This window comes from Burkholderia sp. RF7-non_BP4 (assembly GCF_001521935.1).
Lineage (GTDB): Bacteria > Pseudomonadota > Gammaproteobacteria > Burkholderiales > Burkholderiaceae > Burkholderia > Burkholderia diffusa.
In genome coordinates, this window is sequence record NZ_LOTA01000018.1 from 87,763 (window position 1) to 109,322 (window position 21,560).

At 65.7% G+C, this 21,560-nt stretch carries 17 protein-coding genes and 1 pseudogene; 4 read left to right on the forward strand and 14 right to left on the reverse strand.

From position 1 onward, the window contains the following. Nucleotides 1–94 precede the first annotated feature (94 nt). Nucleotides 95–847, forward strand: coding sequence for a HesA/MoeB/ThiF family protein (locus tag WS49_RS08045; protein WP_059526244.1), 753 nt, complete (start codon nt 95–97; stop codon nt 845–847). 83 nt (nt 848–930) lie between these two features. On the opposite strand, the gene ptsP is transcribed toward WS49_RS08045, so the two are convergent. The 7 genes from ptsP to WS49_RS08080 all read right to left on the reverse strand — a co-directional run bounded on the left by ptsP (nt 931) and on the right by WS49_RS08080 (nt 8,354). Further along, a complete protein-coding gene (gene ptsP / locus WS49_RS08050; RefSeq protein ID WP_059526298.1) occupies nt 931–2,703 on the reverse strand; it encodes a phosphoenolpyruvate--protein phosphotransferase in 1,773 nt (590 codons plus the stop codon). Nucleotides 2,704–2,904: 201 nt separating this feature from the next. Beyond that, nucleotides 2,905–3,174 carry an HPr family phosphocarrier protein gene (locus tag WS49_RS08055; RefSeq protein WP_006477716.1) on the reverse strand — a complete coding sequence of 90 codons (270 nt, stop codon included), beginning with the start codon at nt 3,172–3,174 and terminating at the stop codon, nt 2,905–2,907. Nucleotides 3,175–3,248: 74 nt separating this feature from the next. Further along, the gene (locus WS49_RS08060; RefSeq protein WP_059526247.1) at nt 3,249–3,719 is read right to left on the reverse strand and encodes a PTS sugar transporter subunit IIA; all 471 of its coding nucleotides are present in this window, start codon (nt 3,717–3,719) and stop codon (nt 3,249–3,251) included. 231 nt (nt 3,720–3,950) lie between these two features. Beyond that, nucleotides 3,951–4,907, reverse strand: a complete 957-nt coding sequence (gshB, locus tag WS49_RS08065; RefSeq protein ID WP_059526250.1) for a glutathione synthase — start codon at nt 4,905–4,907, stop codon at nt 3,951–3,953. 25 nt (nt 4,908–4,932) lie between these two features. Further along, nucleotides 4,933–6,222, reverse strand: a complete 1,290-nt coding sequence (gshA, locus tag WS49_RS08070; protein ID WP_059526253.1) for a glutamate--cysteine ligase — start codon at nt 6,220–6,222, stop codon at nt 4,933–4,935. Nucleotides 6,223–6,464: 242 nt separating this feature from the next. After that, nucleotides 6,465–7,982, reverse strand: coding sequence for an ammonium transporter (locus tag WS49_RS08075; RefSeq protein WP_059526256.1), 1,518 nt, complete (start codon nt 7,980–7,982; stop codon nt 6,465–6,467). 33 nt (nt 7,983–8,015) lie between these two features. Then, nucleotides 8,016–8,354, reverse strand: coding sequence for a P-II family nitrogen regulator (locus WS49_RS08080; RefSeq protein ID WP_006398175.1), 339 nt, complete (start codon nt 8,352–8,354; stop codon nt 8,016–8,018). A gap of 354 nt (nt 8,355–8,708) precedes the next feature. Here WS49_RS08080 and WS49_RS08085 point away from each other — a divergent pair, with 354 nt between their 5' ends. Next, entirely contained in the window at nt 8,709–8,960 is a 252-nt protein-coding gene (locus tag WS49_RS08085; RefSeq protein ID WP_059526259.1) for an accessory factor UbiK family protein, read from the forward strand. A 239-nt stretch (nt 8,961–9,199) separates the two neighbouring features. Then, entirely contained in the window at nt 9,200–10,834 is a 1,635-nt protein-coding gene (locus WS49_RS08090; protein ID WP_059526262.1) for a YifB family Mg chelatase-like AAA ATPase, read from the forward strand. A 333-nt stretch (nt 10,835–11,167) separates the two neighbouring features. On the opposite strand, the gene WS49_RS08095 is transcribed toward WS49_RS08090, so the two are convergent. Next, nucleotides 11,168–11,740: a hypothetical protein gene (locus tag WS49_RS08095; RefSeq protein WP_059526266.1), complete on the reverse strand. Its 573-nt coding sequence runs from the start codon at nt 11,738–11,740 to the stop codon at nt 11,168–11,170. 164 nt (nt 11,741–11,904) lie between these two features. Here WS49_RS08095 and WS49_RS08100 point away from each other — a divergent pair, with 164 nt between their 5' ends. Beyond that, a complete protein-coding gene (locus WS49_RS08100) occupies nt 11,905–12,441 on the forward strand; it encodes a peroxiredoxin family protein (RefSeq protein WP_059526269.1) in 537 nt (178 codons plus the stop codon). 97 nt (nt 12,442–12,538) lie between these two features. On the opposite strand, the gene WS49_RS08105 is transcribed toward WS49_RS08100, so the two are convergent. From WS49_RS08105 to WS49_RS35550, 6 genes and pseudogenes are all read right to left on the reverse strand, one after another. Continuing rightward, the gene (locus WS49_RS08105; RefSeq protein WP_059465914.1) at nt 12,539–13,894 is read right to left on the reverse strand and encodes a sigma-54-dependent transcriptional regulator; all 1,356 of its coding nucleotides are present in this window, start codon (nt 13,892–13,894) and stop codon (nt 12,539–12,541) included. A gap of 68 nt (nt 13,895–13,962) precedes the next feature. Further along, nucleotides 13,963–15,972, reverse strand: a complete 2,010-nt coding sequence (locus tag WS49_RS08110; RefSeq protein WP_059526272.1) for a sensor histidine kinase — start codon at nt 15,970–15,972, stop codon at nt 13,963–13,965. A gap of 4 nt (nt 15,973–15,976) precedes the next feature. Beyond that, a complete protein-coding gene (locus WS49_RS08115; protein ID WP_059526276.1) occupies nt 15,977–17,266 on the reverse strand; it encodes a dicarboxylate/amino acid:cation symporter in 1,290 nt (429 codons plus the stop codon). Nucleotides 17,267–17,749: 483 nt separating this feature from the next. Next, on the reverse strand, nt 17,750–18,484 hold the full coding sequence (locus tag WS49_RS34885; RefSeq protein ID WP_156441361.1) for a hypothetical protein: 735 nt from the start codon (nt 18,482–18,484) through the stop codon (nt 17,750–17,752). Nucleotides 18,485–18,489: 5 nt separating this feature from the next. After that, entirely contained in the window at nt 18,490–21,177 is a 2,688-nt protein-coding gene (locus WS49_RS35995; protein WP_059526279.1) for a M23 family metallopeptidase, read from the reverse strand. Nucleotides 21,178–21,194: 17 nt separating this feature from the next. Beyond that, nucleotides 21,195–21,560, reverse strand: a pseudogene (locus WS49_RS35550) (type VI secretion system Vgr family protein); the annotation flags it as partial.

Consider the following 21,560-nt stretch of genomic DNA (forward strand, 5'->3'; position numbering starts at 1 on the left):
CGGGCCATCGCGGGAAGACCGCGATGGCCCGTTTTTCATGTGCGCCTAGAATGAATCGATACGCCGGCGCTTCCGCCCCGCTCACGACTTCCCCATGAACGACGATCAACTCCTCCGCTACTCCCGCCACATCCTCGTCGACGAAATCGGCATCGAGGCGCAGCAGCGCTTTCTCGACGCGCATGCGATCGTCGTCGGCGCCGGCGGTCTCGGCTCGCCGGCCGCGATGTATCTCGCGGCGTCCGGGGTCGGCACGATCACGCTCGTCGACGCCGACACGGTCGACCTCACGAACCTGCAGCGGCAGATCCTCCACGCGACCGCATCGGTCGGCCGCAGCAAGGTCGAATCGGGGCGCGACGCGCTCGCGCGGCTGAACCCGGAAGTGACCGTGCATGCGGTCGCGGCGCGCGTCGACGATGCGTGGCTCGACGAACATGTGCCGCGGGCCACCGTCGTGCTCGACTGCACCGACAACTTCGCGACGCGCCATGCGATCAACCGCGCGTGCGTCGCGCACGGCGTGCCGCTCGTGTCGGGCGCCGCGCTGCGCTTCGACGGCCAGATCAGCACGTTCGATTTCCGCGACCCGGCCGCGCCCTGCTACGCGTGCGTGTTTCCGGAAGACCAGCCGTTCGAGGAAGTCGCGTGCGCGACGATGGGCGTGTTCGCGCCGACGGTCGGCATCATCGGTGCGATGCAGGCCGCCGAAGCGCTGCGCGTGATCGGCGCGATCGGCACGACGCTCAACGGCCGGCTGATGATGCTCGATTCGCTGCGGATGGAATGGACGACGATGAAGATCGCGCGCCAGGCCGACTGCCCCGTGTGCCAGGGCCGGCACTGACGCGCGCGGGATGCATGCGCCGAACGGCGCATGCGTGACGTTTCGCAACCTTCGCGACGGTTCCGCGGTGCGGCCCGCGCCGCCTAGGCGGCCGCGTCCGCGCGCGGCTCCGCGACCGACAGGCGCTTGAGCGCCGCCTGCACTTCCTCCGGCTCGAATGCGGCCAGCACGTCGGCCGTGGGCTTCTCGAGCGCCTTCAGGTGCGCGCGCAGGATCTCCTGCTTCACCACCAGCAACTGGCTCGGGTGCATCGAGAACTCGGTGAGCCCCATCCCGAGCAACAGGCGCGTGAGCGCCGGATCGCCCGCCATCTCCCCGCACACCGACACCGACACGCCGGCCCGCTTCGCTTCGCGCAGCGTGTAGGCGATCAGGTGCAGCACCGCCGGATGCAGCGGGTCGTACAGGTGCGCGACCGCATTGTCCGCGCGGTCGATCGCGAGCGTGTACTGGATCAGGTCGTTCGTGCCGATCGACAGGAAATCGAAGCGCTTCAGGAACAGCGGCAGCGCGATCGCCGCGGCCGGAATCTCGATCATCGCGCCGATGCGCACGTTCGGATCGTACGCGAGCCCCGCGTCGTCGAGCTGGCGCTTCGCCTCGCGGATCAGGTCGAGCGTCTGGTCGATCTCCTGCGCGTGCGCGAGCATCGGGATCAGGATCTTCACCTGCCCGAACGCGGACGCGCGCAGGATCGCGCGCAGCTGCGTGAGGAACATCTGCGGCTCGGACAGGCTCCAGCGGATCGCACGCAGGCCGAGCGCCGGGTTCGGCGCCGTCTCGTAGCCTTCGTCGAGCGCCTCGAGCGGCTTGTCCGCGCCGACGTCGATCGTGCGGATCGTCACCGGCATGCCCTTCATCCACTCGACCGCGCGCTTGTACGCGGCGAACTGCTCCTCCTCCTCGGGCATCTCCTTCTGATGCATGAACAGGAACTCGGAGCGGAACAGCCCGACGCCGACCGCGCCGGCCTCGACCGCCGCCTTCGCGTCGTCGGGCAGCTCGATGTTCGCGTACAGCTCGATCTTCGTGCCGCACAGGGTTTGCGTCGGCGAGAACTTCAGCCGCTGCAGCTTGCGTTGCTCGAGCAGCTTCTCGGACTGACGGTACGAATATTCCTCGAGGACGATCGGCGCGGGATCGACGATCACGATCCCCTGGTCGCCGTCGACGATGATCAGGTCGTCCTGCCGGATCAGCGCGCTCGCATGCTGGACGCCGACCGCGGCGGGAATGCCGAGGCTGCGCGCGACGATCGCCGTGTGCGACGTGCGGCCGCCGAGATCGGTGACGAACGCCTGGAACGACTGCGACTTGAACTGCATCATGTCGGCCGGCGCGATGTCGTGCGCGACGACGATCATCTCGCTCTGACCTTGCGCGGCGGCGCCATCGAGCGCCTGCGACGCCGACGGCGCACCGGCGAGCGCTTTCAACACGCGCTCGACCACCTGCTCGATGTCGGCCTTGCGCTCGCGCAAGTATTCATCCTCGATGTCGTCGAAGTGACGCGTGAGCAGCTCGAGCTGCTCGGTCAGCGCCCATTCGACGTTGTAGCGTCGCGTGCGGATCAGGTCGATGGTTTCCTGCACGAGCATCGCGTCGCTCAGGATCATCGCGTGGACGTCGATGAACGCGGCCACTTCGGTCGGGGTGTCGTCGGTCAGGTCGGCGCGCAGCGCCTCGAGTTCGTGATGCACGACCTCGCGCGCCGTGCTGAAACGCGCGACCTCGGCGTCGATCTGGTTCGCCTCGACCAGGTAATGGGCGACGTCGAGCGCCGCCGGCGCGATCAGGTATGCTCGCCCGATCGCGATACCACGTGAGACGGGAATGCCATGCAGCGTGAAGGACACGCGCACCTCCTCTGTACATGTAAAGCCGCGGCACACTGCTGCGATGCGCTTATGACCCCGGTTAGCGATTATAAATTCCGTACCTCCATGCTGACTGCGTGCAGCGCAGCATTGCCATTTCCGCATCAATGCCGCGGACGAAAAAAATGCCGCGACAAGCGCGGCATTCTGCTTCGAAACGACAACGATCCCGCGCGGGGATCACTGACCTTCGCCGAACTTGTCCGCGATCAGCTTGAGCAGCGCATCCATCGCCTCGCGTTCGTCGGGACCTTCGGTCTCGATCGTCACGGTGCTGCCGATGCCCGCCGCCAGCATCATCACGCCCATGATGCTTTTTGCATTGATCTTGCGTCCGTTGCGCGTCATCCAGACTTCCGACTGGAAGTTGCCGGCCAGTTGCGTAAGCTTGGCCGATGCGCGTGCATGGAGCCCCAATTTGTTGACGATGGTGGTTTCTTGTTGAAGCATGGTTCTCGGTCGGGTCGGTCGCGGCCGCCGGCGACGTGCGTCGGCGGGTCGGTCTAAAACGGAAAACGGGGCAGTCAGTGCGATTCGGTGCGCGGTTGCGGCTCGGGCGGAATCGGCGCGCACTGGCCGCAGCCGACTTCGGTCGGCGGCGGCGGTGTGCCGGCCGCCACTTCGTGGACGCCCTTCGCGCCGCCGGACAGCGCCTTGTCGACGAGCTTGTCGAGCGGCACGGTACGGTAGCAGACGGCCCGCACCAGCATCGGCAGGTTCACGCCCGCCAGCACGCGCACGTTGTCGAGCTTCGCGAGCTGGCCCGCGATGTTCGCGGGCGTCGCGCCGTACATGTCGGTCAGCACGACGACGCCATTTTCTTCCCTGAGCCGCGCGAGCTCCGCGTGCGCGAACGCCATCACCTGGGTGGGATCGCTGTCCGCCAGCACGTCGATGCAGCCGATGCGCGCGGGCACGCCGCCGTAGATGTGCGCGATGCAGTCCCGCAGCGCGGTGGCGAGCGGTGCGTGCGCGATGATCAGAATCCCGGCCATGTCAGACTGCCCCCGGCCGCCCCTGGCGGGCCGACGCCCCGCAGCGGGGCAACGAGCGTAGCGAGTGAGGGAATCGTTTCATGTTCAGCCTTGCAACGGTTTCGGCCCGACCGCCGGGCCTTCGGCGCGCTGGTCGCGGCACCGGGCAAGCGGGCATTGTAGCAGGCCGGTCGAACCGCTCCGGCGACGGGGGACCTGCGCGGCCGCCGCCGGGCTTGCGCGGAAAGCGGGCTACGCGGCCGCCCGCTCCAGCGCGTCGATGAACATCGCGGCGACGTCGAAACCCGTCTGCTCCATGATTTCGCGGAAGCACGTCGGGCTCGTCACGTTCACCTCGGTCAGCCAGTCGCCGATCGCGTCGAGCCCGACCAGCAGCAGCCCGCGCGCGGCGAGCACCGGCCCGAGCGTCTCGGCGATCTCGCGGTCGCGCGCCGTCAGCGGCTGCGCGACGCCGAGCCCGCCCGCGGCGAGATTGCCGCGCACTTCGCTGCCTTGCGGAATCCGCGCGAGCGAATACGGCACCGGCTCGCCCGCGATCAGCAGAATGCGTTTGTCGCCCGCCGTGATCTCGGGGATGAACTTCTGGATCATCAGCGAGCGCGTGCCGTCGTGGCCGAGCATCTCGATGATCGCGCCGAGATTCATCCCGTCGGCCTTCACGCGGAACACGCCCATCCCGCCCATGCCGTCGAGCGGCTTCACGATCACGTCGCCATGCTCGGCGTGGAACGCACGCAAGCGCGCGGCGTCGCGCGTGACGAGCGTCGGCGCGACGAACTGCGGAAACTCGCCGATCGCCAGCTTCTCCGAATGATCGCGGATCGACTGGGGCTTGTTGAACACGCGTGCACCCGCGCGTTCGGCAAGCTCCAGCATCCAGGTGGCCGTCACATACTCCATGTCGAACGGCGGATCCTTGCGCATCAGCACCGCGCCGAACGACGTCAGCTGACGCGATTCGTGCGCGCCCGTCTCGTACCACGGATGGCGATGCAGGTCGGCCGTGTCGCCGACGATCGTCACGCGCTGCACGTCCGCCTCGACGCCCGAGCCCGTCCACGCGAGCTGGTGCGGCTGGCACGCGTATACCGCATGCCCGCGCCGCGCGGCCTCCGCCATCATCGCGTAGGTCGAATCCTTGTAGATCTTGAAGCGCTCGAGCGGGTCGGCGATAAAGAGAATGTCCATGCGGGTCCTGTACGTAGCGAAGCCGTTACACCTGGATGGCTTCGGGATCGGTCTTTTCCAGTTCGATCGACGACGCGATCAGCGACAGGCGCGCGACGACGCCGTACATGTAGAAACGGTTCGGCGGCGCGGCGCCCGGCTTCGCGCCGGCATCCGGCAGCGCGGTGTGCTCGAAGCCGAGCGGCACGTAGTGCATGCCGGGCGCGTTCAGGTTCTGGTCGCGCTCGCGGCCGCCGTGCGTGCGGTAGAAACCGCCGACCACGTAGCGGTCGATCATGTACACGACCGGCTCCGCGACTTCGTCGCCGACGCGCTCGAACGTGTAGACGCCTTCCTGCACGATCACGTCGCGCACCGCGAGGCCGGCCTTCGACTCGGCCATCTGCGCGCGCTCGGCCTTCGACATGCGGCCGATTTCGGCCGCGTCGTGCACGGTCATCACGCCGCGCCCGGCGGTGCCCGCGTCGGCCTTCACGACGACGTACGGCTTTTCGCTGATCCCGTATTCGCGATACTTGCGCGCGATCTTCTTCAGCACGCCGTCGATCGCGTCGGCGAGCGCCTGCTCGCCTTCATGGCCCTGCCAGTCGACGCCTTCGACGTGCGCGAAATACGGATTCACCATCCACGGATCGACGCCGACCATCTTCGCGAACTTCTTCGCGACGTCGTCGTAGCACGAGAAGTGCGTCGACTTGCGGCGCACGGCCCAGCCCGCGTGCAGCGGCGGCAGGAGGTACTGCTCGTGCAGGTTTTCCAGCACGGCGGGAATGCCGGCCGACAGGTCGTTGTTCAGCAGGATCGAGCACGGATCGAAATTCTTCAGGCCGAGACGGCGCTGCGAACGCTCGAGCGGTTCGAGCACGATCTTCTGGCCGTCGGCCAGCGTGATCGGCGTCATGTCGGTGATGCTCGGGTCGAGCGAGCCGAAGCGCACGTTCAGGCCGGCCTGGCGCATGATCGTCGCGAGCCGCGCGACGTTTTCCAGGTAGAACGCGTTGCGGGTCGGCAGCTCGGGAATCACGAGCAGATTCTTCGCGTCCGGGCAGATCTTCTCGATCGCGGCCATCGCGGCCTGGACGGCGAGCGGCAGCACTTCGGACGGCAGATTATTGAACGCGCCGGGGAACAGGTTCGCGTCGACGGGCGCCAGCTTGAAACCGGCGTTGCGCAGGTCCACCGAACAATAGAACGGCGGGGTGTGTTCCTGCCATTCGAGCCTGAACCAGCGTTCGATCGCAGGCGTCGCGTCGAGGATCTTCCGCTCGAGCTCGAGCAGCGGACCGTTCAACGCGGTAACGAGGTGGGGAACCATGAATCACTCGCGAGCGGGAGAATGAAGATTGTAGAGCAATTGCCCCGCCCATTTGGGGATTGTTCCCGGCTTCGCAAGGGTTTGGAGGAAGTTTTCGGCTATTGACCCGATAGCGTGAAGGGTTATGCGCTACGGCAGCACGCGGCGGGAGAAAAAAAGCCCGCCGGGCGGGCGGGCCGAAGTCGCTGCGCTCATTCGGGGCGGGCTCCGTCTGCGCGGCGGCCCGCCGTCATCCGTACGACTTATTCGACGTGCTCGCCGTGCAGCACCACGTCGAGGCCTTCGCGCTCTTCCTCTTCGGTCACGCGCAGGCCGATCGTCAGGTCGATCAGCTTCAGCAGCACGAAGCTCAGCACGCCGCTGTACACCAGCGTGATCAGCACGCCCTTCGCCTGCAGCAGCAGGCTGCCGTCGGCGCCGCCGATGTCCTTGACCGCGAACACGCCCGTCAGCAGCGCGCCGAGAATCCCGCCGATGCCGTGCACGCCGAACGCGTCGAGCGAATCGTCGTAGCCGAGCTTCGACTTGAGCCAGGTCGCCGACCAGAAGCACACGACGCCCGCCGCGATACCGATCACGAGCGCACCCGTCACGCCGACGAAGCCGGCGGCCGGGGTGATCGCGACGAGGCCCGCGACCGCGCCCGACACGATGCCGAGCACCGACGGCTTGCCGTGCGAGATCCATTCGGCAAACATCCAGCCGAGCGCCGCGCACGCCGTCGCGACTTGCGTCGTCAGCATCGCGAAGCCGGCACGGCCGTCGGCCGCGACCGCGGAGCCCGCGTTGAAGCCGAACCAGCCCACCCACAGCATCGAGCCGCCGATCATCGTCAGCACGAGGTTGTGCGGCGCCATCGACTCACGACCGAAGCCGACGCGCTTGCCGAGCATCAGGCACGACACGAGGCCCGCGATACCGGCGTTGATGTGCACGACGGTGCCGCCCGCGAAGTCGAGCACGCCGTCGGCCGACAGCCAGCCGGTCGGCTCCCACACCATGTGCGCGATCGGCACATAGACGATCAGCGACCAGAGCGCCATGAACACGAGCATCGCCGAGAACTTCATCCGGTCGGCGAACGCGCCGCAGATCAGGGCCGGCGTGATGATCGCGAACGTCATCTGGTAGACGAAGTAGACCGATTCCGGAATCGTCGTCGCGAGGTGGCTGACGGTCAGCGTGGTCGCCTTGTCGCCCTTCACGTAGCTCATGCCGTGCAGGAACGCGCGCGACAGCCCGCCGATGAAGCCGTTGCCCGGCGTGAACGCGAGGCTGTAGCCGACCACCGTCCACAGCACCGTGATCACCGCGGTGATCGCGAAGCTCTGCATCACGGTCGCGAGCACGTTCTTCTTGCGGACCATGCCCGCGTAGAACAGCGCGAGGCCGGGGATCGTCATGAACAGCACGAGCGCGGTGGACGTCAGCATCCACGCGGTGTCGCCGGCACTGATCTTCGACGAATCGACGGAGAACGGCTCGGTCGGCGCGGCGGGTGCGGCCGGCGCGGACGCGGCGGCAGCGGCCGATGCGTCGGAGGCGGCGCCCGAAGCGGGTGCGGCGGCAGCGGCAGGCGCCGATGCGTCCGTGGCGGCCGGCGCCGAAGCGGCCGGAGCGGCGGCTGCCGACGCATCGGACGCCGTTGCGGCGGGCGCGGACGCAGCCGCGGCGGAAGCCGCGTCGTCGGCGAGCGCGGGACCGACACCGGCCGCGATCAGCGAGCCGGCCATCAGCAGGGACATCAGAAGTTTGCGCATCTCGGGTTTCCTCTTGTCGCTTGTCTTTGTCTGTTACAGCGCGTCTGCGCCGGTCTCCCCGGTCCGGATCCGGATCACTTGCTCGATCGGCGTGACGAAGATCTTCCCGTCGCCGATCTTGCCGGTGCGGGCGGCCCGCTCGATCGCCTCGACCGCCTGGTCGACGAGATCGTCGGACACGGCCGCCTCGATCTTCATCTTCGGCAGGAAATCGACCACGTATTCGGCGCCCCGGTACAACTCGGTGTGCCCCTTCTGGCGCCCGAACCCTTTCACCTCAGTGACCGTGATGCCCGAGACGCCGAGCGCGGAGAGCGCTTCGCGCGTCTCATCGAGCTTGAACGGCTTGATGATTGCGGTAATCAGTTTCATGAAGTCCTCTCGCTGGGTGGTCCCGTCGAATTGGTTGGAATGGTGTAACGGTCTCTCCTCAGCAACTCGCATGCCATGTTCGTGCGAAGACCGCCTCGAACCGCTCTTAAACAGGGTCGCATCCGATGCTGAAAGGTGCGGAAGCCCGGCCGAATGGCCAACATGGCCCGGTTTGCTGGCGCGCCGAAAGGATCGTTGCTAGAGTGCACGCACGTCCCGGCTTACCGGGCCATTCACCCATGCGGGCGCCGTGCCCGGAAATCGCGCCGCGAGCGCACCATTTCCGGTCATGCGTGCATCATGGGCACGTATGCAACTGAATATGCACACTTTTTGTGCAAGGAAGGAAATCTCATGAAGCAACCCAGCGATGTTTTCAACGACCTGCAGTCGCGCGTCAGCGATCTGCTGAAAAACTCGCCGGCCAAGGATGTCGAGCGCAACGTGAAGGCCATGTTGTCGCAAGGCTTCTCGAAGCTCGATCTCGTCACGCGCGAGGAGTTCGACACGCAGGCACATGTGCTCGCCCGCACTCGCGTGCGTCTCGAGGAACTCGAGAAGCGCGTCGCGGAACTCGAGCAGAAGCTCGCAGCGTCCCAGGCCTGACGCCCCACCCGACCGACTGTTCCGGGCGCGGGCCGCCTCGTGCGGCCCGCGCCTGTCACCCGGAAATCAGCCAGTCAGCTAGCCGTTCCGTCGTTCTTCGCTGTTCCTCGCTCTTCGCAGTTCGTCGTTCCTCGTTCTTTCCCGCGCCACGCCGGCAGCGCGCACCGATTCCTCCGATTCCCGCGGCATGCGGCCCCGAACGGCCGTAGCCCGTCCGATTCATCTACAGGAGCCTCGCCATGTCGCTCGCCGTGGTGCGCAGTCGCGCGCCGGCGGCCGGCCGCGCGCCGGACGTCACCGTCGAAGTTCATCTTGCCAACGGGCTGCCGTCGTTCTCGATCGTCGGCCTGCCTGATCTCGAAGTCCGCGAAAGCCGCGAGCGCGTGCGCGCCGCGCTGCAGAACTGCGGATTCGATTTCCCCGTCAGGCGTATCACCGTCAATCTCGCGCCGGCCGACCTGCCGAAGGAATCGGGCCGCTTCGACCTGCCGATCGCACTCGGCATCCTCGCCGCGAACGGCCAGCTCCCGGCCGACGCGCTGGCCGGCCGCGAATTCGCGGGCGAACTGTCGCTGACCGGCGCGCTGCGGCCGATGCGCGGTGCGTTCGCGATGGCGTGCGGCGCCGCGCGCGACTGGCGCGCGGGTCATGCCGCAGCGGACCTCGATTCCGGTCCCGGTTCCCGTTTCGATTCCAGCGGCCATTCCGGCGTCGATTGCGTCGCGATATCCGGCGTGTCAGCCCTGTCGCGCCCGCCCGAGCTGTACCTGCCGCTCGACAGCGCGGCCGAGGCGGCGCTGGTGCCGGGCGTCACCGTGTTCGGCGCGCCCGACCTCCCCGCGCTGTGCGCGCACCTGGCCGGCACGCCGGATGCCCGGCTCGCGCCGGTCGCGGCGCCCTGCCTCGACGGCGTGCCGGCGCCCGCCGCGCCCGATCTCGCGGACGTCGTCGGCCAGCGCGGCGCCCGGCGCGCGCTCGAAGTCGCTGCCGCGGGCGGGCACCACATGCTGATGATCGGGCCGCCCGGCGCCGGCAAGTCGATGCTCGCCGCGCGGCTGCCCGGCCTCCTGCCGCCGCTGACCGACGACGAGGCACTGACGTCGGCCGCGCTCCTTTCCGCGAGCCGCATCGGCTTCTCGCCCTCGCAGTGGCGGCGGCGCCCGTTCCGCTCGCCGCACCATTCGTCGAGCGCCGCCGCACTGGTCGGCGGCCGCAACCCGCCTCAGCCGGGCGAGATCACGCTCGCGCACCTCGGCGTGCTGTTTCTCGACGAGCTGCCCGAATTCGACCGGCACGTGCTGGAAATGCTGCGCGAGCCGCTCGAAGCGGGACGCATCACGATCTCGCGCGCGGCGCAGCAGGCCGACTTCCCCGCCGCGTGCCAGCTGATCGCCGCGATGAATCCGTGCCCGTGCGGCTGGCACGGCGATCCGTCCGGGCGCTGCCGCTGCACGCCCGATGCCGCCGCGCGCTACCTGCGCAAGCTGTCGGGCCCGCTGCTCGACCGGATCGACATCCAGATCGACCTGCCCGCGCTGTCGCCGGCCGAACTCGCGTCGCGCGCGACGGCACCGGGCGAGCCGAGCGCGGCGGTCGCCGCACGGGTCGCCCAGGCGCGTGCGCTGCAACGCGACCGGCAAGGCAAGACCAATCACATGCTGAGCGGCCGAGAAACCGACGACCTGTGTCGGCCGACCGACGACGGCGAGCGGCTGCTGCGCGAGGCCGGCGAGCGCTTCGGCTGGTCGGCGCGCGCGTATTTCCGCGTGCTGAAGGTCGCGCGCACGATCGCCGACCTCGCCGGCGACCCGTTGCCGACGGCCGCGCAGATCGCCGAAGCGATCCGCTACCGGCGTGCGCTCACGGCGCTGTGAGCGCCTTCGGAGGACAAAATACGGCTGTCAAGACTTGACTTATGCACAATTTCACGAATCCGGCCCCGGATCACCCTGCATGGGCGCCCTTTCATCGCAAAATTCGTATCCCTTTGTTTTTATTGATTTTTCTCAAAATGATCACGAGCTGTGAAATGCGCCGGAAGGCCGTCCGGCGCGGCTTTGCGGGAGATTCGATCAACTTTTCAACAAAGTTATCCACATGCACTGTGGATAGCCGAAAAATCCCCGCAAAATCCGGCGATTAGCGTCGAAAGCTGCGAATGAACTTTCAATTGTCACGAAGCGTCCAAGCGCCCTCGCCGGCTGCTGTCAGTCGAGTTTGAACGAACCGAAAAACTGGTCGAGTTGCTCCTGCGCGAGCGGCCGGTCGGCGATCGCGACGGCCTGATATGCGTGCCGGCCCCGCGCCACGAGCCGCGCGACGATCGTCTTGTGCGAATGGTCGCCGCCGCTGGCCGCGCCCGCGACGCGCAGTTCGAGCCCGTTCACCGCGCCACCGGCCGCGAGCGGCACCGGCACCGAGGCCGTCTGCGGCGCGCCTTCGAGATTGCGCGACAACCCGGACCGCAGGAACTCGAGCGCCGCGCGGCGCGTATCGTCGCGGTCGTCGGGCAGCGTCAGCGTGCCGACCGCGAACACCGCACCGTCGACGTGCGCGGCCTGCATCCGCATCGGCATCGACGCGCCGCCGACCGCCACCGGCTGATCCTCGACGGTCGGCTTCGCCGGCAGGTCGATCGTGTAGCCGGCGTCGTTGTGCAGCGTGCGCCAGTCATACGACGGCGAGCACGCGGCCAGCGCCGCGCTCACGCATGCGAGCGCGGCGAAGTGTCGCAGCGGACGAAAAAGGGGGCGCAACGAATGGAGAACTTCCTTCGGCATGGCAGTGATGGGGACAGGCAAAAACGCCCATTATCCGCCGAAGCCGGCGCCCGGTATGCGTGGCGGCCGCCGGTGCGCGCGCCGCATTCGCGCTAAAATGAGCGCCGAATTTCGACGTCCTTTGCATCGATCCGCGTCATCGACCGACTCCGAGAGCACCGCAGATGAACACCACGCCTCCCGCCCAGCGCCGCACCGGCCCCGTCCGCTATATCGTGGCGGCCGTCGTCGTCGCGGCCATCGCCGTTGCCGGCTTCTTCGCGTTCAACGGCAAGTCCACCGTGCCGGATGCCACGTTCACGCTGCTGTCGGGCCAGAAGGTGTCGACGGCCGGCGACCTGAAGGGCAAGGTCTACCTCGTGAATTTCTGGGCGACGAGCTGCGCGACCTGCATGCAGGAAATGCCGCAGATGGTCGATACCTACAATCGCTTCAAGGGCCAGGGGCTGGAATTCGTCGCGGTCGCGATGAACTACGATCCGCCGATGTACGTCGCGAACTACGCGCAGACGCGTCAGCTGCCGTTCAAGGTCGCGCTCGACGACGGCAGCGTCGCGAAGCAGTTCGGCAACGTGCAGCTCACGCCGACGACCTTCGTCGTCGACAAGGACGGCAAGATCCTGAAGCGCTACGTCGGCGCCCCGCAATTCGCGGAACTCGACGCGCTGCTCAAGAAGGCGCTCGACGGCAACGCGGCCTGAGCGCCGCACGACAAGACTCGCGGGGCCGCCCACCGCGCCCTGCTCCGCACCACGGACCGCCCGACCGGCCAGCCCGGTTCCGCGGTCCGTCTCTTTTTCAGCGTTCGGTTTCGCCTTTCGCCGACAGCCCGTAGCGCTTCATCTTCTCGTACAGCGTCGCCTTGCCGACATGCAGCCGGTCGGCCGTCGCGGCGACCGCGCCGCCCGTCTGGTTCAGCGCCTCGGCGATCACCGCGCGCTCGAACTGCTCGATGCGCTCCTTCAGCGTCTGGTCGCTCTCCGCATCGTCGCCGCCCGCGCCGGCTTCCTGCGGCATGTCGGCGACGCCGAGCACGAAGCGGTCGGCCGCGTTGCGCAACTCGCGCACGTTGCCGGGCCAGTCGCGCTGCATCAGGCTCGCGCGTTGCCGGTCGGTCAGCACGGGGGCCGGCCGCCCGTAGCGCACGGCCGCGTCGAGCATGAAGTGCTCGAACAGCGGCACGATGTCCTCGCGGCGCTCGGCGAGCGGCGGCAGCGCGATCGTCACGACGTTGAGCCGATACAGCAGGTCGCGCCGGAACGTGCCGGCCGCGACGAGTTCGCTCATGTCGCCCTTCGCGGCCGCGACGACGCGGCAGTTCACGCGGATCGGCTGGTTCGAGCCGAGCCGTTCGAGCACGCCGTCCTGCAGCACGCGCAAGAGCTTCACCTGCAGCGCGAGCGGCATGCTTTCGATTTCGTCGAGGAACAGCGTGCCGCCGGATGCGTATTCGAGCTTGCCGACGCGGCGCTTCGCGGCACCGGTGAACGCGCCGGGCTCGTAGCCGAACATCTCCGACTCGAACATCGGCTCGGGCAGCGCGCCGCAGTTCACCGCGATGAACGGCTTGTCGCGACGCGGTGACAGCTCGTGCAGGCTGCGCGCGATCAGCTCCTTGCCGGCGCCCGTGTCGCCGTTGATCAGCACCGATGCGTCGGTGGGCGCGACGTTCGCGATCAGCTTGCGCACCTGTTCGATCGCCGGGCTGCGGCCGATGATGCGCGGCGCGACGATGTTCTGCCCGGCCAGCTCGCGCCGCAGCGCATGGTTCTCGAGCACGAGCTCGCGCCGCTCGAGCGCGCGGCGCACGGTCTCGATCAGCCGCTCGGCCGCGAACGGCTTTTCGATGAAGTCGTACGCGCCGTCGCGCATCGCCTGCACGGCCATCGAGATGTCGCCGTGGCCGGTGACGAGGATCACCGGCACGTCGGGCACGCGCTCGCGGCACTGTGCGAGCAGGTCGAGCCCGCTCGCGCCGGGCAGCCGGATGTCGCTGACGATCGCGCCGGCGGTTTCCGCGACGATCGCCTTGTCGGCCGCCTCGGCCGATTCGAACCCGACGACGTCGAACCCCGCGAGCTGGAGGCTCTGCACGCTCGCCCGGCGAACGAGCGCATCGTCTTCGATATAGATCACTTGCAGCCGGTTGGCCATCTTGGTCACTTGCTCCTGACAGGCCGCGCGGCGCTGGTGCGCGCGGCCCTCGTTGATGCCGGTCGGCCCTAGTGCGAGCCCGCCGGTTCGGACACCGAGTCCGGATGATGCGTGCGCGCGCGCCGCAGCGTCAAGACGAACAGCGCGCCGCCGGACGGTGCATTGCGCGCGGTCAGCGCCCCGCCCGCATCGCTCGCGATCGACGACGAGATCGCGAGGCCCAGCCCGAGCCCGCGCCCCATTTCCTTGGTCGTGAAGAACGGTTCGAACAGGCGCGGCAGCAAGTCGGGCGCGATGCCGGAGCCGTTGTCGCGCACCTCGATCGCGAGCGTCGCGACCGACACCGCGATCGTCACTTCGATCGCCGGTGCCGCGACGCCCGCGACCGCGTCGAGCGCGTTGCCGATCAGGTTGATCAGCACCTGTTCGAGGCGCAAGTCCTCGCAGCGGGCGACGAGTTCCGGATAGTCGCACGCGAGGTCGAGCGGGGCATCCTGCGCGGGCGACACGGTCGCATCCTGCAACGTCAGCGTGAGCGCGACGCCGCGCAGCCGGTCGCCGAGCAGCGACAGCACGCTGCGCAGCGCGCGCACGACGAGCGCCCGTTCGTTGCGCGGCTTCGCGCGGCCGACGAACAGCTTCAGCTGATTGGTGATCTTGCCCATCCGCTCGGTCAACGCGGCGATCGCCTCGAGGTTCTCGCGCGCGGCCGCCTGCTCGCCGCGATCGAGCAGCACGCGCGTGTTGTCCGAGAAGCTGCGCAGCGCCGCGAGCGGCTGGTTCAGTTCATGCGTGATGCCGGCCGCCATCTGGCCGAGCGCGGCGAGCTTGCTCGCCTGGATCAGTTCGTCGTGCGCGGCGCGCAGTTCCTGTTCCGCGCGGATCCGGTCGCCGACCTCCTTCTGCAATTGCTCGTTCGCCTCCGACAGGTCGGCCGTGCGCTCCTCGACGCGCCGGTTCAGCTCCGCATACGCCTGCTGCAGCAATGCGCGGCCGCGGATCATCTCGCGCACGCGTGCGCGGCGCATGCGCCAGTAAAACGCGAGCAGCGCGACCGACACGAAGCCGAAGCCCGTGACGATCGTCGCGTTGCGCGCGTCGGCGTCGATGGGCGCGATCGGCGCGAGCGTCACCAGCAGCCAGTCGGGCTCGCCGATCCGCCGCTTGCTCGCGAGGAAGCGCGGCGCGCGCAGGCCGGGACCGAGGCGCACGATCTCCGCGTCGGCGTCGAGCACCTGCTCGACGCGCAGCGGCAGCGGCGTGACGGGTTGCTGCGCGTACTGGCGCGTCTCGTAGATCGACGCGGCGACGGGCCCCGTCAACGGATGCAGCGTGTGATATTTCCACGCGGGCACGGACGACAGGAACACGACGCCGTGATCGTCCGCGACGACGAGCGGTTCGGACGCGTCGGCGCCCTGGAACCATTCGAGATTGAGCTTCACGACGACGACGCCCGCGATCCTGCCGTCGCGCCACACCGGCTGCGAGATGTAGTAGCCGGGATCGCGCGAGATCGTGCCGATCCCGAAGAAGCGGCCGACCTGGCCGCTCATCGCATCGATGAAATACGGACGAAACTGGTATCCGGTCCCGACGAAGCTGTCGGGCGCGCGCCAGTTGCTGGCGGCGACGCACAGGCCGTCCGCGCCGATCACGTACGTGACGGTCGCGTGCGCGTGTTCGTTGAGGTCTTCGAGATAACGGTTCGCGCGCGCGGTGAAATCGGCGCGCTTCGGCTCGGCGAGCAGGTCCAGCACGTACGGGTGGCTGCCGAGCAGATAAGGCAGCGACTCGTAGCGGTCGAGCGTGCTCTTGAGCGCGTTGGTGGTGCGGTCGACGCGCACCGCGGCGTTGCGCTGCAGCTCGGCGACGCCGCGCCGCCACGTGACGGTCCACGTCAGCGCGCACGCCGCCGCGAGCGCGGCGGCAAGCACGACGAGGATGAGCAGGCGGCGCTTCACGGACGTGACTTCCTGGCGATGCGGATCGCCTATTGTGTCATAGGGCTCCGCATCTCCGCCCGGGCCACCGCGCGGCGCGCCGCCCGCGGGCGGTGCCGCCGCCTGCTCCTTCATGACGTCAGACGCCGGCCGTCTCGGTCGTCGTGACCTCGCCGCCGCCCTTCAGCGCCTGGCGCAGCTTGTTGCGGTCGAGTTCCTTTTCCCAGGCCGACACGACGACGGTCGCGACGCCGTTGCCGATGATGTTGGTCAGCGCGCGGCATTCGCTCATGAAGCGGTCGATGCCGAGGATCAGCACCATGCCCGACAGCGGGATCGTCGGCACGACGGCGAGCGTCGCGGCCAGCGTGATGAAGCCCGCGCCCGTGACGCCGCTCGCGCCCTTCGACGTCAGCATCGCGACCGCCAGCAGCGTGAGCTGCTGCATCCACGTCAGTTCGATGTTGGTCGCCTGCGCGATGAACAGCACGGCCATCGTCATGTAGATGTTGGTGCCGTCGAGGTTGAACGAGTAGCCGGTCGGCACGACGAGGCCAACCACCGAGCGCGAGCAGCCGGCCTTCTCCAGCTTTTCCATCAGCTGCGGCAGCGCCGCTTCCGACGAGCTCGTGCCGAGCACGATCAGCAGCTCTTCCTTGATGTACGACACGAAGCGGATGATCGAGAAGCCCGTGGCGCGTGCGATCGCGCCGAGCACGACCAGCACGAACACGACCGAGGTCAGGTAGAACGTGCCGATCAGCTTGAGCAGCGGCACCAGCGAACCGACGCCGTACTTGCCGATCGTGAACGCCATCGCGCCGAACGCGCCGATCGGCGCCAGCTTCGTGACGATGTGCACGATGCCGAACAGCACACGCGTGAGGCCGTCGATGAAGTCGGTCACGACCTTGCCGCGCTCGCCGAGGTGCGCGAGCACGCTGCCGAACAGCAGCGCGATCAGCAGGATCTGCAGGATTTCGCCCTGCGCGAACGCATCGACCATCGTGTTCGGGATGATGTGCATCAGGAAGTCGACCGTCGACTGCCCGTGCGCCTTCGCCGCGTACGACGCGACTTCCTTGCCGTTCAGCGTCGCCGGATCGATGTTGAAGCCGACGCCCGGACGCAGGATGTGCGTGGCCGCGAGGCCGAGCAGCAGCGCGAAGGTCGACACGATCTCGAAGTACAGCAGCGCCTTGCCGCCGACGCGGCCGACCTTCTTCATGTCCTCCATGCCGGCGATGCCGGTGACGACCGTACAGAAGATGATCGGTCCGATCACCATCTTGATCAGCTTGATGAAGCCGTCGCCGAGCGGTTTCATGTCGGTGGCGAGCGCCGGGTAGAAGTGGCCGAGGATCACGCCGACGATGATGGCGAAGATCACCTGCACGTAGAGCACTTTGTAGAAGGGTTTCTTCTTCACGATGGTTCCTGCTGAAGTAGATGAGCCGGTGGAAACGGCGTCACGCGCGCGGACGAATGTCAGGGGAAGAGCCATTCGCCCGCGCGGCTGCCGTGCCGCAACAAGCGATGCCTCAGGACGTCCGGAGGGAGTGGAAGGCAGTGGTCATCGATTGTCTCCTTGGTTTAATAGTCAGGCCGGGGGGGATGGCCGTGCTTTTCATATCGCAAGGTCGATGCCAGGTTTCCGGAACCCCTCAAGCCATTGTTTTCATTGTATTTCTCATAATGCGGCAGGCAAGGAAATCCGGGATTCCGGATTTCCGGAAAATATCCGTCCGGCGATCCGGACGGATGCGGGGTTCCGTTGGAGCCTGAACGGCAGAATAGCTGACCGACATTTGCGCGATTTACCACCGTGATGTGTCGCGTCAGATCGAGCATCCGACCCTGTTCATGCTTCAGCGGTCATCATGCCAACAGTGAACCGGCCCTTGTTCTTGTCTCATTCTTCAAGCAGTTTTATAGATTCGAGGATTTCCATAAAAATGTCATAGCTCAACCCTGCATCAAGATCGAAGTCTCCGCCTCGTCGGCAATATTGGCTCATTGCCACAGTTTCTTTTGCGTTTCCAACGATTAATCTGATACATCGATGCCGACCATCAAATCTCTCGCAATAATCCGGGTTCGATACGACGCCCCGGTTATTTTTGTAAAAATCTTCCGCAACCCAACCTCTCCAATTCGCCCCCACGACCTCGGATATATGCGTCGCACCAGATAATCCACACTCCTTTTCTTCGAATTCACTTATTGAGATGACAGATCCGTTTGCAATTCGACGCAAACCGCTTCCGTTGATTGATGTCAAAACGCTATCGAGATCGCGCCTGTAGATGTGTAATGCTGGTAATTTTTCGAGTAGATTGGGATTTTTCCGACCGCCGACTAAAGAACCGATCAGCATTGTCGCGCCATTTTGCTCACGATACGAACCCACGCACGGCCTCGCAGCGTAATCAACAACAGGAGCGAGGGCTTTTGGAAGACTAAGTGACAGGCCACAGTTCTGATAAGAACCATAACGCCGCATCGACTCGCGACCTTCCGAGATAGAAGGTCCAAAAAATAACAAACAAATGATTACCGACAAGCACGAAATACATCGCCCCGGATTAACCACACCCAATCTACTTTTACGCATTGAATTTCCTTGAATTTCATTTTCAGGCAACACGCAATTCAATCCTCAACCTGCCTTTTTAATATCAAACTTGACAGCATAATTTCCCCATTATCAAAAATGAAGTGGATGTATTTAAAAAATTCTTGCCGCTCTAGCAATCCTGTATTACCGCCATTCACCGGAGTTGTAATTGCTGACACATTGATGTCGGTCGTGCCTAGATCGGCTCGACGATGGATGTTCATACCACTCCGGAGAGCACCGGTATTTGGCGACACCATCATCTTGCTTGTCCAAAAGTACCCAGCCGAGTCTGCCGCGACAGACGGATCTGTTGCCAACCTAGTCGGATTCGGATCTGTCAAGAAATCGGCATTGCGGAATTCGCCATAGATTTTATAGCCATTACGGCCGGTGAGGTGTATCAGTCCGCGCCCCCGAAAACGAGGCCCATCGCCCTGTTGGGTATTCCCTAAACTTTGAGCTTTTGCGCGAATTTCCCCAGGGCGTTGCAAGACATAGGTTGGACGATCCCTTCCCCTCAGAAATCCCATAGCCTGTAACCAGGCCCGCTTATTGTCGTAATCCTCGCCAGCCTCTGTTGGCGTTAAACCTTCGTACATGGTACGAAAGTAGCGCTCATCACCTTTCTCAGCAGTCGATTTAAAAGCACCGCTCTCCTTGTATATTTGCGCCAGAAAGTGAGCCTGCCTCAGTGGAGTGATAAACCCATATTTCAACCACATGCGATTTATAGCAATGTGCATGTTTCGCGGCATGAAGCCATCTCCGCTATTACCACGCGCCCATCGATCCCAAGCAATTGACCATGGGATCACCCCTCCTGCATTTGGGGAGGAGCGCCGAGGTAAGGTTTGCGCCAACTCACGGATACTGCGCCAACTGCAACGTTTCAACGCATCAATAAACTTTACCGGATGAAAGTGATAGTGCTCTTTATCCAATGCCAATCCTTTCGACACCGCCTCCTCCCAAAACGCCAAGGCTTGATGATGGCGCTTGAGCCTTTCATATGCCGGGTCGCCTAGGTGCATCGGAAACACAATGTTTGCAACGGCGCTCTCTCCTTCGGCGCCTTTCAGCCAGTCCCAACGTTTGTCGAAATCGTCACGAGCCCATTCGCTCGGCATCTTGACCACGCAGTAACTCAAGCGCTCGCGCATTTCGCCGGTCTGCGCTTTAGCGTAGGCGCGAATCCGCCGACCGCGGTATTCGGTAGCGGCGTCGATGACGGTGGCCGCATCTCGCGGCACGTTGCCAGGATCCGGCAAACCCGGGGCGGGATGCTTTGTTGGGAGTCGGGGCTCGATCAGATCGAGCAATTGCGTCGAGTCGCAGCTGCTATTGCCGTCTGTATCGTCATCGATAAAGGTCCAGCCTTGCCAATGGGGGAAGTCAGCGTCGCTGTATACCTTGACACCCGCGCAGTTGAGGTCGACGAAGGCGGTCGCGCTCGCGTCGATGGCGATCTTGCGAAAGTGTGGCAGGCGGCCTTCGTGGAGGTCCGTCTCGGCGGGCGCGTCGGGCCCAAGGATACGTCCGAAGCGCAGCATCTCGTAGCCGGCACTGGGACATCCGGGGTAGGTGTCTACCGCAGTCTTGTAGAGGTTGTAGCCTCCTTGGGGCTCGGACGTGTTACCTCTGCGCTTGTTGTTGACGTCACGCGTAATCAGGGTAATGTCGCCGCGCGCCTCGCTCAGGGTGACGATGAGTGCTTCCTTGGTTCGGCCGATGGGCTGTACCGTCCACTGCGCCCACACTTCGGCGGTCAGACCGTCGGGGGGCGTCGCGGCCGCCGCCCCATAGACTGCAGGCACGCGGATGGTGCGCTGCGCATCCGTGTGCAGGGCAGGCTGCTTCTTGCCTGATTGCGGGGCTGATGCCCTGGCCGCTTGGTAGGCGCCGGTGACCCTCGGCCACCAATCGCCAGCTTGCGCCTCGGTCTTGCCGTTGAGCGCGAGAATGCGCGCCGGCGTAGTGCGGAAGCGCTGCGCGACGCTTTCGAGCGTATCGTTGGCCGCGCCTACGGCGGAATTGAAGGCCCGCACCACATATTTCCGGGTTTCGGTACGCGGATTGACCGCGTAAAGGGGCGTGCCGGCGGGAACCACGATGTGCATGTCGCCCCAAACGCAGTTTCGCCGCCCTTCGTCACCCGGAAGCTTGCCTTCGCTGCGCCCCATCAGCTTTACCACGTTCGCTTTGTCTGCGACGATTTCGAAGTGGATGCGGTTGCGCCTGCCGTAGATGTCGCCAGCCTGACCGATCGGATCCTTGCGATACACCTTGGTGCCCGGCTTCAACGCCTCCTGCGTGCCCGGCTTGTTCGCCACGGTGCTCAGGTGCTGATAGATCGAGTAAAAGACCACCTCGACGCCCTCGCCGATTTCGGTCTGGTGCTTCAGGATAACGACACCGTTGCTGGTCCAGCCAGCGTAGTAGTACAGGGGGTTCGCGTCGCGTTCTGCCCCGCTTGGCGTTTGCTTCGGCTTGGGTGCGCTGACGCGGGCGAACACGACTTCGCCATCGGCGATGGCACGTACCGGCTCTGGATTCGCGTCGCCTCCCGGCGCCACCAGATGCACACCGCCGTGCCAGCCGAACTGGTAGCTGACGGGGAAGGCACCCTTACCGCTCTTTTCCCCCAGGCCGAATGTCCCGTCGTTCTGGTCGTCGTCGGTCCGCGGTTTAGGCACGCGCAAGAAAGGAAAGCTGATGAGCATGGGTGGGCTCCTGGGGGTTACTCGGAGAGCGGCAAGTCGGTCGGATTGGTGGGCGCGCCAGGCAGTGGGTTGCCGTCGATGCCGAAGCGATTGCCACGACCGACCCCGCCGCCCGCCAGTGGGCCTTTGAATCGCGTCATCACGGCGTCGAGGGTGATGCCGCTGTCGTCCAGCGTGATCGTGCCGCCCGGGCCGCGCAGTCGGAATACCTCACCGGCTTGCAGCTCAACAACCTTGGTGCGATGTCGGATGGCTTGTCCCGCCTCCAGCTCGGCATGCCCCTGCACGCGCTGCTCCAGATGACCACCGATGTCTGCCGTGTGATTGGCGGCCGTCTTGTCGCGACGATGGTTGCCGACTTCCTCGGTGCGGTCCTTCGCCGT

Coding starts and splice junctions, on each gene's coding strand:
- WS49_RS08045 (WP_059526244.1), top strand. CDS start 95: ATGAACGACGATCAACTCCTCCGCTACTCCCGCCACATCCTCGTCGAC.
- WS49_RS08055 (WP_006477716.1), bottom strand. CDS start 3,174: ATGCTTCAACAAGAAACCACCATCGTCAACAAATTGGGGCTCCATGCA.
- WS49_RS08060 (WP_059526247.1), bottom strand. CDS start 3,719: ATGGCCGGGATTCTGATCATCGCGCACGCACCGCTCGCCACCGCGCTG.
- gshB (WP_059526250.1), bottom strand. CDS start 4,907: ATGGACATTCTCTTTATCGCCGACCCGCTCGAGCGCTTCAAGATCTAC.
- gshA (WP_059526253.1), bottom strand. CDS start 6,222: ATGGTTCCCCACCTCGTTACCGCGTTGAACGGTCCGCTGCTCGAGCTC.
- WS49_RS08075 (WP_059526256.1), bottom strand. CDS start 7,982: ATGCGCAAACTTCTGATGTCCCTGCTGATGGCCGGCTCGCTGATCGCG.
- WS49_RS08080 (WP_006398175.1), bottom strand. CDS start 8,354: ATGAAACTGATTACCGCAATCATCAAGCCGTTCAAGCTCGATGAGACG.
- WS49_RS08085 (WP_059526259.1), top strand. CDS start 8,709: ATGAAGCAACCCAGCGATGTTTTCAACGACCTGCAGTCGCGCGTCAGC.
- WS49_RS08090 (WP_059526262.1), top strand. CDS start 9,200: ATGTCGCTCGCCGTGGTGCGCAGTCGCGCGCCGGCGGCCGGCCGCGCG.
- WS49_RS08095 (WP_059526266.1), bottom strand. CDS start 11,740: ATGCCGAAGGAAGTTCTCCATTCGTTGCGCCCCCTTTTTCGTCCGCTG.
- WS49_RS08100 (WP_059526269.1), top strand. CDS start 11,905: ATGAACACCACGCCTCCCGCCCAGCGCCGCACCGGCCCCGTCCGCTAT.
- WS49_RS08105 (WP_059465914.1), bottom strand. CDS start 13,894: ATGGCCAACCGGCTGCAAGTGATCTATATCGAAGACGATGCGCTCGTT.
- WS49_RS08110 (WP_059526272.1), bottom strand. CDS start 15,972: ATGAAGGAGCAGGCGGCGGCACCGCCCGCGGGCGGCGCGCCGCGCGGT.
- WS49_RS35995 (WP_059526279.1), bottom strand. CDS start 21,177: ATGCTCATCAGCTTTCCTTTCTTGCGCGTGCCTAAACCGCGGACCGAC.